Source organism: Bradyrhizobium sp. (genome assembly GCF_030697065.1).
GTDB lineage: Bacteria > Pseudomonadota > Alphaproteobacteria > Rhizobiales > Xanthobacteraceae > Bradyrhizobium.
Genome location: NZ_JAUYQU010000003.1, coordinates 1 through 13,067, shown reverse-complemented (window position 1 = coordinate 13,067; position 13,067 = coordinate 1). Strand labels below are relative to the sequence as shown.

Sequence of the window (13,067 nt, the reverse complement as noted above, 5' to 3'; positions counted from 1 at the left end):
GAGCCCCCGCCGGAGAGCTCCCCCACAACGTCCCATAGCGCCAATCCCCGGGACAAAACGGAGTATCTGACGTCTTTACCCTAGTTGACCGACCGTTTGGCGCACCCCCGGAAAGGGTTAACCGATCCTTATCGACGCCATGCGTTTTCCACCTAGCTGCACCGCAACATTTGAACTTCTGCACTGCGGTATGGTCGTCTATATTCATTTCAACGATGAGGCTTTCCCTCCAAGAGCTGAATCGGATTTGCAAGGAGACTACCCATGTTGCTCTCGTTCATCCGCATGATCCAGGCGTTCCGGGACTATCAGCGCAATGTCAGCGAATTGTCCCAGCTTAGCGATCGCGAACTGGCCGATATCGGCCTGGATCGCTCGGACATTCCGCGCGTTGCAGCCGGTACCTATAACAGCTGATTCGTTCCTCAGCTGACTGACGAACGGATAACGCCCGCCTCGTTGCGGGCGTTGTCGTGTCGAGGATGCATTCCACTCGGCCGGAAAACGCGCTACCTCTCTCGGCCATGAACGCCAGCAAAACTCCTTCCGAAACCGTCCATATCATCGGCGCCGGCCTCGCCGGCTCGGAGGCGGCCTGGCAGGTCGCCAATTCCGGCGTTGCCGTGGTGCTGCACGAGATGCGCCCGGTCCGGATGACCGAAGCCCATCGCACCGATGGCCTCGCCGAGCTGGTCTGCTCCAACTCCTTCCGCTCCGATGATGCCGCCAACAACGCCGTGGGGCTGCTGCATGCCGAAATGCGCCGGCTGGGCTCGCTGATCATGCGGGCCGCCGACGCCAACCAGGTGCCCGCCGGCGGCGCCCTGGCGGTCGATCGTGACGGATTTTCAGCCGCCGTCACCAAAGCCCTCAACGATCATCCGCTGATCGAGATCGACCGAACCGAAGTTGCTGGCCTGCCGCCGGCCGATTGGGGCAATGTCATCGTCGCGACCGGCCCCCTGACCTCCGCGCCGCTTGCCGAAGCCATCCGCCAGCTCTCGGGCGAGGACGCGCTGGCCTTCTTCGACGCGATTGCGCCGATCGTGCACCGGGATTCCATCAACATGTCGGCGGCGTGGTTTCAGTCGCGCTACGACAAGGTCGGACCGGGCGGCACCGGCGCCGACTACATCAACTGCCCCATGAACAAGGAGCAGTACGATGCCTTCGTCGACGCACTGATCGCGGGCGAGAAGACCGACTTCAAGGAGTGGGAAACCAACACCCCCTATTTCGACGGCTGCCTGCCGATCGAGGTGATGGCCGAGCGAGGTCGCGAGACGCTGCGGCATGGGCCGATGAAGCCGGTTGGGCTGACCAATCCACACGATCCGACCGTGAAGGCCTACGCCATCGTGCAGCTGCGCCAGGACAACAAGCTCGGCACGCTCTACAATCTGGTTGGCTTCCAGACCAAGCTGAAGCACGGCGCCCAGCAGCGCGTGTTCCGCACCATTCCCGGGCTCGAGAACGCCGAATTCGCCCGGCTGGGCGGCCTTCACCGCAACACCTTCCTGAATTCACCAAAGCTTCTGGACACGCAACTGCGATTGCGCGCGCAGCCCCGGCTGCGCTTCGCGGGCCAGATGACCGGCTGCGAGGGCTATGTGGAATCCGCCAGCATCGGCTTGATGGCCGGCCTCTATGCCGCCGCCGATGCCCGCTCGGCGGCGCTGGTGCCGCCGCCTTCGACCACTGCGCTGGGATCGCTGCTCGGCCACATCACCGGTGGCCATATCGAGACCATCGATGCCGGCCCGCGATCGTTCCAGCCGATGAATGTCAATTTCGGGCTGTTCCCGCCGCTGGCCAGCGCACCCACCAAAAAGGCTGACGGCACCCGGTTGCGCGGCAACGAAAAGACCGTGGCGAAGAAGCAGGCGATGAGCGCGCGGGCGCTGTCGGATCTCGATCGCTGGATTGCCGATCACTTGCGCGTTCAAGCCGCGGCGTGAGCTTGACATGAGTCTCCCCAAACAGGACGCCGCCATGCTGTCGGCGCGATGGACCGAAGGCGTGCTGTTGAAGCGCGACGTGTTTTCGACCGTCGAGCGCGGCCGCTTTCGAAGGGACACCGGCGAAGTCGACGCGGTGTTGCGCCGGCTCGATCAGGTGCCGTGGTGGTCCTGGCTCCCGGCGCGCCATCTGTTCGGACGCGAGGCCCGCGCGCTGGCGCTGGCCCGTGACCTCGATATCGGGCCGGAACTGTTGTGGGCCGGCAAACAGGCGCTGGTGCGCGGCTTCATCAACGGCGTGGCGCTGCAGATGGCCAAGCCGCATGGCGATGCCGCGTATTTTCGCTCTGCCAAGCAGGCGCTGCGAAAAATGCATCGCGCCGGCATCTGCCATAACGATCTCGCCAAGGAACAAAACTGGCTGCGCGGCACCGATGGCCGCGCTTATGTCACCGACTTCCAGCTCGCCGCCTGCTTCAAGTCGCGCAGCAAGCTGTTCCGGATCGCGGCCTATGAGGACCTGCGGCATCTCCTCAAGCACAAGCGAAGCTACGCGCCCGAGGCGCTGACGCCGGCAGAACGCAAGATCCTCGTTCGCAAATCGGCGGTCGCCAGCATCTGGCTGATGACCGGCAAGAAGGTCTACCGCGCCATCACCCGAGGCCTGTTCAACTTCACCGATCGCGAAGGCGGCGGCCGGCGGCTGGTCAACGACGCGCCGGTTCTGCTCGATCTGATCCGAAAAACTCCTGCAGTTCGCGACGTCGCCATCGTCGCGTTTGCCGACCGCCGCACCGGCGTCGGGCTCTATGCCTTTGTGGAAGCCGACCAACCCGCGCTCGAAGCACAATTGCGCGGCGAACTCGCCGCCGCAAAGGGCCCAAAGCCGCCGGAGCATATCCAGGTGGTGCAGGCGCTGCCGCGCGATGGCGCCGGCAAACCCCGCACCGAGATCTTGCAACTCGTGGCGATGAACCAGCTCGACCTGATCGAGCCGATGATCACCAGCGACGCCGACCGCGCGTTCCTGAAGAGCATTCTGGAGTCGCGCAAGAATTTGCGCGACCGGTTCAATTTCGAGGCGGGCGAGTTGGCGCCGACGCCGCCGCAACGAACAGACGTCGTCACCCGCGACGGCGGGTGACCAGTATTCCAGAGGAATCTGGGATTCGATCGAGAGGCCGCGGCCTACTGGATCCCGCCTGCGCGGAGATGACGACCTGGGGTGACGCGACGTGAGCGCGCTACTCCCGGCTTACGAAAACAACTTCGACCTGGACGCCCGCCACAACGTCCACAGCGTTCTAAGTCGCGACGTAAAATGCGGCGCGAATGGATCATTGTCCGCGCGCGACATCCGCTGCAGGTCGCGGCGAACCAGCGCCAGCGGCAGGAACAGCGGCCTTACCTCCGGCGGCACATCGGCCAGCAGTGCAAACGCCGTCTTCAAATGTCCCCGCCCCTCGGCAATCAGCTGATCCAGCGCGGCGCGCAGTTTCAGCGTCTCCTTGCCGGCAAACACCTCTTCCATCCCGCAGCCGTGTTGCTGCAGCAATTGCAGCGGCACGAACAATTGGCGCCGCGCCGCATCCTGCGGCAGCGCCGCGATGACCTGGGCAATGCCCTGCGCGAGGCCTGCGTGACGGGCGAGATGCTCGATCTCATCGGATTCGCGACCCGCAATCGCAGCGCCGAGCGAAAACAGCGCACTCGCGGTATAGTTGATGTAGCCTTCCAGCGCCGCCATGGTCGGCATCGGATCGTTGTAGAGGTCGAACTGGTGCTCGTCGATCAGCCGCGACAACCGCGTCACCGGAAGACGGAAGCTGCGGATCGCCAGCATCAGTTCGGCCGCCACCGGGTTGCCTTCGACACCGCCATGGCCGGTGCCGGCCAGCATGTCGGTCCACCATTGCAGCCGCATTTCGCCTGGCAATGGCTGGCTTACCTGCTCGCGTACCCGCGATATCTCGACATTGAAGGCATAGACTGCCAGCAGCGCGCGGCGCCGATCCGCCGGCACGAACAGAGTTGAGGCGTATCGGGTAAAATCATGGCTCCGCACCAGGTCGGCGCAGAGGGCCGCCGCCTCCCTGTTGCCCGCCGCGTCGGTCATGGCACCGCGATCAGCGCCGCCGCGACGCGCCGGCGCTCGCCGATCATGATGTTGTAGGTGCGGATCGCCGGACCGGTCTGCATCGGATCCAGCACGACCTTGACGTCCCGCAGCGCCTCGCGCAGGCCGGATGGCGGCAGCCAGACCTCGGTGCCGGTGCCGATGATCAGGGTATCTATGCCGTCGGCGGCGGCGAACACCCGCTCCAGTGACGCCCGGTCGATATCGGCAGGCGTCACCACATGCCATGCCCAGATCGCCTCCGGCAGGCACAGCAGCGAGCCGCGGTGCGACATCTCGGCAAAGGCGAAACCGCCCTTGCCGTAGGCCTCGATCGGCGCCGATCTCGGAAGATGCGGAGCGTCCGACCGGGCCGGCATCGTCACTTTCCGAACGGCTTTTCCGGCGCGTCCCGGTTAATGCCGACGCCGAGATAGATCAGGATCGGTGCCGCAATGAAGATCGAGGTGTAGGTGCCGACCAGCACCACGCCGAACATCATCACGGCAGTAAAGCTGTAGATGGCGTGGCCGCCGAACACGAGCAGCGCCAGCAGGGCAAGCGTCACCGTAACGTGGGTAATGATCGACCGCGACAAAGTCGAATTGATGGACTCGTTGAGCAATTCCGGCATCGGCATTTTCTTGTAGCGCCGCAGCATTTCCCGAATCCGGTCATAGATCACGACGGTATCATTGAGGGAATAGCCGAGAATCGTCAGCAGCGCCGCGATACTGGTCAGATCGAAATCGATCTGGGTGATCGACATGAAACCGATCGTGAGCACGATGTCATGGACGTTGGCGATCATGGCGCCGAGTGCAAACTGCCATTCGAACCGGAACCAGAGATAGATCAGGATCCCGAGGATCGCGAGCATCAGGCCGAGCATGCCGTAAGCCAGCAGCTCGCCGGAAACGCGCGGTCCGACCACTTCGACACGTCGATACTCGACCGACTCGCCGAGCGCGCCCCGAACCTTCTGTACCGCCACCTGCTGGGCGGCATCGCCGCCGGGCTGTTCTGCAATGCGGATCAACACATCGGCCGGTCCACCGAACTGCTGCAACTGCACTTCGCCGAGACCAAGCCCGGTCAGCGTCGCCCGCATCGATGCAATGTCGGCGGTGCCGGCCTTGGCTCTCACTTCCAGCAGCGTGCCACCCTTGAAGTCGATGCCGAAATTCAGTCCGTGGGTGAAGAACAGCACGATCGCGACAATCGAGAGCAGCGCCGAGATCGGAAAACTGATGCGGCGGAAGCGGGTGAAATCGAACCTGGTTTCGTCAGGCACGACCCGCATCGCCGGCAGCCAGCCGAAGCAGGCGACCACCGTCATCACGGCAACAAGGACACCGAGTCCGATGAGAACGTAATTTGTCACAGCCGGCTCATTTCCTAAATCGGCACGGTCTGCGGCCGCTTCCATCTCACCCACGTCGCGACGATCAGGGCGGTAAGCGTGAACGCGGTGAAGACCGTGGTGATGATGCCGATGCCGAGCGTCACGGCAAAGCCGCGCACCGGGCCGGTGCCGATATAGAACAGCACGGCTGCGGCGATGAAGGTGGTGATGTTGGAATCCAGAATCGTCGCCAGCGCTCGCCGAAATCCGGCATCGATCGCGTTGATCGCGCTGCGTCCGCCGCGCAGTTCCTCGCGGATGCGCTCATAGATCAGCACGTTGGAGTCGACGGCGATGCCGACCGTCAGCACGATGCCGGCGATACCGGGCAGCGTCAGCGTGGCGTTCAGCAGCGACAGGATGCCGAAGATCATCGCGACGTTGATGGCGACGGCGATGTTGGCGAACACGCCGAACAGCCGATAAGTCAGCAGCATGAAGATGATGACCATGATGGAGCCGACATAGGCGGCGAGTTCGCCCTTTTCGATGGAATCCTGGCCGAGCCCGGGACCCACCGTGCGCTCCTCGATGACCGTCAACGGCGCCGGCAGCGCGCCGGCACGCAGCAGGATGGCGAGGTCGTTGGCCGCCTGCACCGTGAAACTGCCGGATATCTGGCCGGAACCGCCGATGATCGGCTCACGGATCACTGGCGCCGAAATCACCTCATTGTCGAGCACGATGGCGAAGGGCTGACCGACATTCTCCGTCGTCGCCTGCGCGAATTTCCGCGAGCCCGACGTGTTGAAGCGGAAACTGACGATCGGCTCGCCGGTGCGCTGGTCGAAGCCCGGCTGGGCGTCGGTCAGGTCGCCGCCGGAGACCAGCACCTGCTTCTTGATGACATAAGGGGTCTTCGGCTCGGTTGAACTCATCAGCACGTCGGAGTCCGCAGGCGGCCTGCCCTGCAGGGCCTGCTCTGCCGGCACCGTCTGGTCGACCATGCGGAAGTCGAGCTTCGCGGTCTTGCCGATCAATTCCTTCAGGCGGGTCGGATCCTGCAGGCCCGGCACCTGCACCAGAATCCGGTCCAGTCCCTGGCGCTGGATCAGCGGCTCGACGGTGCCCAGTTCGTTGACGCGCTTCTCGACGATCTGGATCGATTGTTCGACCGACTGCCGGATGCGATCGGTAATCGCCGCCGCCGGAACGCTGAGCCGGATCTGCCCGCCGCTCGCGTCGGCAACTTCAAGAGTGCGCTGGCCGCTCGAGCCAAGCAGGCCGCCAAGCGGCTGTGACAGTTCCCGCAGTTTGGTCAGTGCCGCCGGCAGATCGGTGTCCTTGGTAACGCGCACTTCGACATTGTCGTTGCGTACCGCGAGTCCGGTATAGGGGATCTTGGCGTCGCGCAACGAGCGGCGAACATCGTCACGGATCTGCTCGAGCCTGTCTTTCTTGACTGAATTGGCATCGACCTCGAGCAGGATGTGCGAACCGCCCTGCAGGTCGAGGCCCAGCACGAGATGGCGCTGCGCCCATTTCGGCCAGGTTTTGACCGTGGCTTCGGGGAAGAAGTTCGGAACGGCACAAAGGCAAACCACCAGCGCCGTGAGGATGATCGCCAGCGCCTTCCACCGCGAGAAATACAACATCGAGTTGACCCGTCAAATCAGGAGAATACGGCGCGCAACAATGCTAGCTCGCGGACGTCTCGCCCTTGTCCTTGGCAGGCTCGGCCTTTTCCTTCGCCGGCTCGCCCTTGGCTCGGACGCCGGAAATCATCTGCCGCATCTGCCGCACGCGGACGCCGTCGGAGATTTCGAACTCGATCTGGTCGTCGTCGACCACTTTCGTCACTTTTCCGACCAGACCGCCCGACGTGACGACCGTATCGCCGCGGCGGATGTTCTTCACCAGCTCGGCGTGGTCACGTACCTTCTTCTGCTGCGGCCTCAGGATCAGGAAATACATGATCACGAAGATGAGGGCGAACGGCAGCAGCGACATCAACATGCTGTTGGTATCGCCGCCGGCCGCAGCCTGGGCAAACGCAGGAGTAATCAGCATTCGGACAATCCTCGTGAAACGGGGGTAAACCGGCGACCCATCGGCGTCTGGCCGGTTCGGTCAAATTCGCGCGGACTATAGCGGCCGGCGCCCCAATTGCAACGCTGCCAATCCCCTCATTTGGACCGCTTGCGGCTCCCGGAAAGGCCCGATAAGGGTGCGCAGTCAGGAACCCGAGCAATGTCGAAAAAGTCCAGAAAAACAGCACCTCGCGCCGCCGCAAGAGCCGTTCAGCGGAAACCAAGGGCCACCGCGGCAAAACGCCCGGTCACCACCGCCCGGCCAGCCGCAGACGAGCGAATCGCGCGCGCGCTGGAGGCCATTGCCGCCCACCTGTCCGCGGCCTCGCCGGCGTCCGATACAGCCGGCTCGTTCGGCGACGCCGACGCCTTCGTCTGGCACCCGAACGGACGCCTGGCGCCGGTGCCGCGCGTCAGCCGGGTCGATCTCGGCCTGCTCAAGGGCATCGACCGGGTGCGCGACATCCTGATCGAAAATACCGAGCGGTTCGCCGACGGTCTGCCGGCCAACAACGTGCTGTTGTGGGGCGCACGCGGCATGGGCAAGTCGTCCTTGGTGAAGGCGGCGCATGCCGACATCAACGCCGATCGCAAGCCGTCGCAACGCCTGAAACTGGTCGAGATCCACCGCGAGGACATCGAGAGCCTGCCGGGGCTGATGGACAGGCTGCGCCGCTCGGATTTCCGCTTCATCGTGTTCTGCGACGACCTGTCGTTCGACGGCAATGACGCCTCCTACAAGTCGCTGAAGGCGGTGCTGGAAGGCGGCATCGAGGGCCGCCCGGACAATGTCATCCTGTACGCGACTTCCAACCGCCGCCACCTGCTGGCGCGCGAGATGATCGAGAACGAACGCTCGACCGCAATCAATCCCGGCGAAGCTGTCGAGGAAAAGGTCTCGCTGTCGGACCGTTTCGGTCTCTGGCTCGGCTTTCACCGCTGCAGCCAGGATGAGTATCTGGCGATGGTAAGGGGCTATTGCGCCCATTTCCGCATTCAACTCGCGGAAGCCGAAATCGAGCGCGAGGCGCTCGAATGGGCGACCACGCGCGGCTCGCGATCGGGCCGGGTCGCCTGGCAGTTCACGCAGGAACTGGCGGGACGGCTCGGGGTGCGGCTGAAGCCGGACTGATCCTCAGCCGCGTGCGGGGTGCCGTTGCGACCGCGCCAGCGGAATGATCAGCAGCCCGATCAGCGCGAACGCGGCCAGCAAGGCCCAGGCCTCATTGACGCTGGCGGCGTAAGCCGCCTGTTCGATCATGGAAGCCGCACCGGATAGATCGGATGGAATCCGGTCGAGCCCGATCGCTTGCGCGGCCGTGACGTCACCGCTGATGAGGCTCTGGCGGATGGCTGCGGCATGCCCGCTGGTGCGACCGTAAAGCACCGTATCGATCAGCGCGATGCCGACCGCGCCGCCGAGGTTCCGCATCATGTTGAACAGGCCGCTGGCGTCCGGCACCTGCTTGTGCGGCAGCCTCTCCAGCGCAAGCCGGGTCGGTGGCAGCAGGCAGAACATCGCCGCGAAGCCGCGCAGGACCTGCGGCCAGAACATCTCGTCGAAACCGGCGGTGCGGCTCTCGAAGGCACTCATTCCGAGGCCAACGGCAAACAGCGCAAATCCGAACGCCGACAGCCAGCGCGGATCGACCCGGCTCTCTAGCGCGCCGGCGATCGGCGCGGCCACCAATTGAGCCGCACCTGTCACCAGCATGATCGAGCCGATCTGCAACGGGTCGTACTGCCGGACATAGGCGAGAAATACCGGCATCAGATAGACGGCGCCGAACAATCCGACGCCGAGGCAGAAGCTGAGCCCGCAGCCGACTGAAAACGACCGCACTTTTAGTGTTGTCAGTTCGACCAGGGGCTGTACCGCCCTGAGCATTCTCACGGCGAACGCCGCCGTCGCGGCGGCGCAAAGCGTGAACAGACCGAAGCAGACCGTTGAAAACCAGCCGTTGTGCGGGGCCTGCTTCAAGCCGATCTCCAGGCTCGCCAGTGCCACCGCCAACAGCGCCAGCGACATTGCGTCGAAATGCTTCAGCTGGTTCAGGCGAGGCCTGCCACGCGGCAGCAGCAATGGTGCCGCGATCACCGCAACGACGCCCGGGACGACATTGATCAGAAACAGCCAGGGCCACGAATAGTGATGCGTGATCCAGCCGCCGACCACCGGCCCGACGGTCGGCGCCAGCACGGCCACGATACCGGCGATCGTGCCGGCGACCGGATGGGCCCGCGCCGGAAACAGCAGGAAGATGCCCGAGAACACCGCGGGGATCAGCATGCCTCCCGCAAACCCCTGCAGGATGCGGAAGCTGACGAGCGACGCGAAATTGGTGGAGAAGGCGCAGCCGACCGACGTCACGGTAAAGATGAAAATGGCGATCACGAACAGCCAGCGCAGGGTAAGAATGCGCGTCAGCCAGCCGGTCAGCGGAATCGCCGTGATCTCGGCGATCAGATATGCCGTCTGGATCCAGCTCATCGCATCGGGCGATATCGCAAGCGCATGCTGGATCGCCGGCAGCGAGGTCGCGACCACCTGGATGTCGAGGATCGCCATGAACATGCCGAGGCACATCAGGACGAAGCCGAACCAGGTGGCGATACTAGCCGAAGTCGTCCGCCAGATCATGGGAAGCTACACAAACGTTCTCGCACGGCGCACCGGTAGAGGTTTCGGAAGGTCTGCGGACCGCAGCAAGCGAAGCGCCGAGAACCAAAGGAACGATAGCCGGCAACGGCCGGCCTGAAGGTGCAAGTAGCGGACCATCGCGACAAAGTACATATCCTGGACCGCACGAAAATGGCCGGGACAATGCCCGGCCATCACGCAGATGCAGTTGGAGTTGGCGACAGCGTTCGGCCAGTCGCCTCACGCGCCGTTGAGGAATTGCAGCGGATCAACCGGTGCAGATCCCTTGCGGATCTCGAAGTGGAGTTGCGGCGACCCCACCTCCCCCGACTGACCCGACTTGGCAATGATCTGGCCGCGCTTGATGGTATCGCCACGCTTCACCAGCAGTTCACTCGCATGGGCATATGCGGTGACGTAACCGTTGGAGTGCCGAACCAGAACGAGATTGCCGTAACCCTTGAGTTCGTTTCCGGAATAGGCGACGACGCCATCCTCGGCCGCCTTGACCGGCGTGCCCTCGGGCACCGCCAGATTAATGCCGTCGTTGACCTTGCCGTTGGTCTTGGCGCCGTAGCTCGTGATGACCTTGCCGCGCACCGGCCAGCGGAACGTCGGCAGCGCACCAGTTGCTTCACTGGCCTTGACCGGTGCTTCAGCCGCGGGCGCATCGTCCACCTTGGCCGTCGCCGAGGCAAGCCGCGCGCTTTGCGGAGGCGAGCCGGGCAAGGCAGCCGTACGTGTCGCCGGCGCGGCGGCGGGCTGAGCGGCCGCAGGCTGTGCAGCCTGTGCCGCCACGCGCTTTGCGCCGGGCACGGTCAGTTTCTGGCCGAGCTTGAGTTTGGCCTGGGAGTCCAGACCATTGGCTTTGGCGAGTTCCGCCGCCGTCACGTTGTTGCGGCGCGCGATGCTGAGCAATGTATCGCCGCGATTGACGACATGAACCGACGGCGCGGCGACCGCAACCGCCACGGGCTTGCTGGCAGGCGCCGCGAGGGCCGGTGCCGCAGCCGCCGCGGCCTGACGCGGAATGATCAGTTGCTGGCCAGGCGACAGCGCGCGCGGTCCCTTGTAGCCATTGGCCTGCAGGATCGCCGCGGAGGAAACATTGTAGCGGCGCGATAACCCTTCGAGCGTGTCGCTGGTGCCCACAATGATTGTGGTGCCTGCCTGGGCTGATCCTTGAGCCGGCGTGCGAACCGCTGCAACCGAGCGAGGGGCGACGGTGGCCGTAGTCTCCAGCGGCTGGTGTGTCGGCGGCGCGTAGGAGGACAGGCCGCGCCCTCCTCCGGACACGCCGGATTGCGCAGTCGGATAGGATTGCGGTGCCGCGATCGGCGGCGGCAGCGGCTGTGACTGGTAGTGCGGCTGGTATTGCGCTTGCGGCCGGGAATATTGTGGCAATTCGCGGCGCTCTACCGCAGGCGTACGCACCGAATTGGTCGTTTCCGGTTGCGAAGCAAAAGGATTGGAGAGGTTGTTTTGCGATAACCGCGTCTGCATGTCTGCGCTGCAGCCGGCAAATCCAAATGACATCAGCGCCAGCGCCGCAACGTGCGGAACGCGACGCGAGTAAAGCAACTCGACGACACGGGACATGGTTACTCACTCGTACGCAACAAATTACTCATTTGAGTAAACACGTCGCCAGTAAACAACCGCTTAACCCTGAGAATAAGACGTTGGCTCAACAGCCAATCCGGCCCGATCTCCGTGACGGTGAGGAGCGCGAACGGCAGCGCCACGCGCCGCCGGCGCGGGTCTCGAACCATCTGTCACATGGCCGGGGTCAAATTGGTCAGAGTTCGCGGGCGATGCCGGGCAGCGCCGGCACGAAACGTACGTCCACCAGCGACTTGCGCTCGAAGCCGGCTTCGGTCCTGGTGACGCGGACCAGGGTCTGGGTGCCCTGATGTGGCCCGACCGGAGCGATCAGAACGCCGCCGGGCTCGAGCCGCTGCATCAAGGCTTCGGGAATCTGCTCCATCGCCGCCGTCACGATGATCCGGTCGAAACTGCCGGCGCCGGCGGGGATGTCGAAGCCGTCCCCCAAGATCACCTCCACATTGTCGCAGCCGAGCTGCTCCAGCCGCGCCCGGGCGCTGTCGGCGAGCGTCCGGTAGCGTTCGATCGACAGGACATGGCCGCAGAGCCGCGACAGGATGGCAGCCTGGTATCCCGAGCCGGTGCCGATCTCCAGCACGCGATGATGCTTCTGCAGCTGCAATTGCTCGGTCATATAGGCCACCACGAATGGCTGGCTGATGGTCTGGCCGCAGGCGATGCCGAGCGCGCTGTCGCGCCAGGCGTCGGCGCGATCGGCCGGCTCCACGAAGGCATCGCGCGGGATCGCCTCCATGGCGCGCAGCACGGTCTGGTCGCTGATCCCGCGCCGCCGCAGGTTGAGCTGAAACATCATCCTTTCCGGCGGATCTTGAACGGCGTGCATCTCGATCTCTGCCTTTCCAGGGTTCCCTCGGGGGAACCCGTCGTGATACCCTGCGTTGTTATCGTGTAAACGCCGCCGGGCGGGCAATGGCGCAGGGCCGAGGACATGTTGACATTGCGCCTGACAGCGTTATTTGCGAGCTTTACCGTGGGACGGGCAAGGACATTTTCATGACGGCGACACGACTGCCGCGGGGTTCGGTATTTCTCGTCGAGGACGAGGTCATGATCAGGATGATGGTCGCCGATATGCTGGAGGAGCTTGGCTTCAGCGTCGCGGCCGAGGCCGGCGAGATCAACGAGGCAATCCGGCTGGCTCAATCCACCCATTTCGACTTCGCCATTCTCGACGTCAACGTCAACGGCAAGGTGATTTCGCCGGTTGCCGAAGTGATCAAGGCGCGCAACCGCCCGTTCATTTTCGCGACCGGCTACGGTTCGTCGGGCCTCCCGGAAGAATATCGCGATC

Annotated in this window: 13 protein-coding genes; 5 read left to right on the top strand and 8 right to left on the bottom strand. The window is 64.1% G+C overall.

What is annotated here, in order from left to right; translation table 11 throughout:
* Positions 1-264: 264 nt before the first annotated feature.
* The 3 genes from Q8R73_RS00155 to Q8R73_RS00145 all read left to right on the top strand — a co-directional run bounded on the left by Q8R73_RS00155 (position 265) and on the right by Q8R73_RS00145 (position 3,102).
* Positions 265-417, top strand: coding sequence for a DUF1127 domain-containing protein (locus Q8R73_RS00155; RefSeq protein WP_305717526.1), 153 nt, complete (start codon positions 265-267; stop codon positions 415-417).
* Positions 418-524: 107 nt separating this feature from the next.
* Entirely contained in the window at positions 525-1,958 is a 1,434-nt protein-coding gene (gene trmFO / locus Q8R73_RS00150) for a methylenetetrahydrofolate--tRNA-(uracil(54)-C(5))-methyltransferase (FADH(2)-oxidizing) TrmFO (protein ID WP_305717525.1), read from the top strand.
* Positions 1,959-1,965: 7 nt separating this feature from the next.
* Positions 1,966-3,102, top strand: a complete 1,137-nt coding sequence (locus Q8R73_RS00145; protein ID WP_305717524.1) for a serine/threonine protein kinase — start codon at positions 1,966-1,968, stop codon at positions 3,100-3,102.
* Positions 3,103-3,213: 111 nt separating this feature from the next.
* Here Q8R73_RS00145 and Q8R73_RS00140 read toward each other — a convergent pair whose 3' ends face one another.
* The 5 genes from Q8R73_RS00140 to yajC are packed head-to-tail and all read right to left on the bottom strand — an operon-like array spanning position 3,214 to position 7,489.
* Positions 3,214-4,074: a phytoene/squalene synthase family protein gene (locus Q8R73_RS00140; RefSeq protein ID WP_305717523.1), complete on the bottom strand. Its 861-nt coding sequence runs from the start codon at positions 4,072-4,074 to the stop codon at positions 3,214-3,216.
* A complete protein-coding gene (locus Q8R73_RS00135) occupies positions 4,071-4,454 on the bottom strand; it encodes an Mth938-like domain-containing protein (RefSeq protein ID WP_305717522.1) in 384 nt (127 codons plus the stop codon). Before Q8R73_RS00135 ends, Q8R73_RS00140 begins: the two co-directional genes overlap by 4 nt.
* Positions 4,455-4,456: 2 nt before the next feature.
* The gene (gene secF / locus Q8R73_RS00130) at positions 4,457-5,458 is read right to left on the bottom strand and encodes a protein translocase subunit SecF (RefSeq protein WP_305717521.1); all 1,002 of its coding nucleotides are present in this window, start codon (positions 5,456-5,458) and stop codon (positions 4,457-4,459) included.
* Between the two features lie 14 nt (positions 5,459-5,472).
* The gene (gene secD, locus Q8R73_RS00125; protein WP_305717520.1) at positions 5,473-7,074 is read right to left on the bottom strand and encodes a protein translocase subunit SecD; all 1,602 of its coding nucleotides are present in this window, start codon (positions 7,072-7,074) and stop codon (positions 5,473-5,475) included.
* 43 nt (positions 7,075-7,117) lie between these two features.
* Positions 7,118-7,489: a preprotein translocase subunit YajC gene (gene yajC, locus Q8R73_RS00120; RefSeq protein WP_305717519.1), complete on the bottom strand. Its 372-nt coding sequence runs from the start codon at positions 7,487-7,489 to the stop codon at positions 7,118-7,120.
* A 180-nt stretch (positions 7,490-7,669) separates the two neighbouring features.
* Here yajC and Q8R73_RS00115 point away from each other — a divergent pair, with 180 nt between their 5' ends.
* Complete coding sequence (locus tag Q8R73_RS00115) at positions 7,670-8,641, top strand: ATP-binding protein (RefSeq protein WP_305717518.1); 972 nt, start codon at positions 7,670-7,672, stop codon at positions 8,639-8,641.
* Between the two features lie 3 nt (positions 8,642-8,644).
* Here Q8R73_RS00115 and Q8R73_RS00110 read toward each other — a convergent pair whose 3' ends face one another.
* From Q8R73_RS00110 to Q8R73_RS00100, 3 genes are all read right to left on the bottom strand, one after another.
* The gene (locus tag Q8R73_RS00110) at positions 8,645-10,150 is read right to left on the bottom strand and encodes a DHA2 family efflux MFS transporter permease subunit (RefSeq protein ID WP_305717517.1); all 1,506 of its coding nucleotides are present in this window, start codon (positions 10,148-10,150) and stop codon (positions 8,645-8,647) included.
* A 240-nt stretch (positions 10,151-10,390) separates the two neighbouring features.
* Positions 10,391-11,749: a peptidoglycan DD-metalloendopeptidase family protein gene (locus tag Q8R73_RS00105; protein ID WP_305717516.1), complete on the bottom strand. Its 1,359-nt coding sequence runs from the start codon at positions 11,747-11,749 to the stop codon at positions 10,391-10,393.
* Positions 11,750-11,948: 199 nt separating this feature from the next.
* Positions 11,949-12,599, bottom strand: coding sequence for a protein-L-isoaspartate(D-aspartate) O-methyltransferase (locus Q8R73_RS00100; RefSeq protein WP_305717515.1), 651 nt, complete (start codon positions 12,597-12,599; stop codon positions 11,949-11,951).
* 170 nt (positions 12,600-12,769) lie between these two features.
* On the opposite strand from Q8R73_RS00100, the gene Q8R73_RS00095 reads away from it, so the two are divergent.
* Positions 12,770-13,067, top strand: a 298-nt coding sequence (locus Q8R73_RS00095) for a response regulator (RefSeq protein WP_305717514.1), incomplete at its 3' end; no start/stop codon positions are given.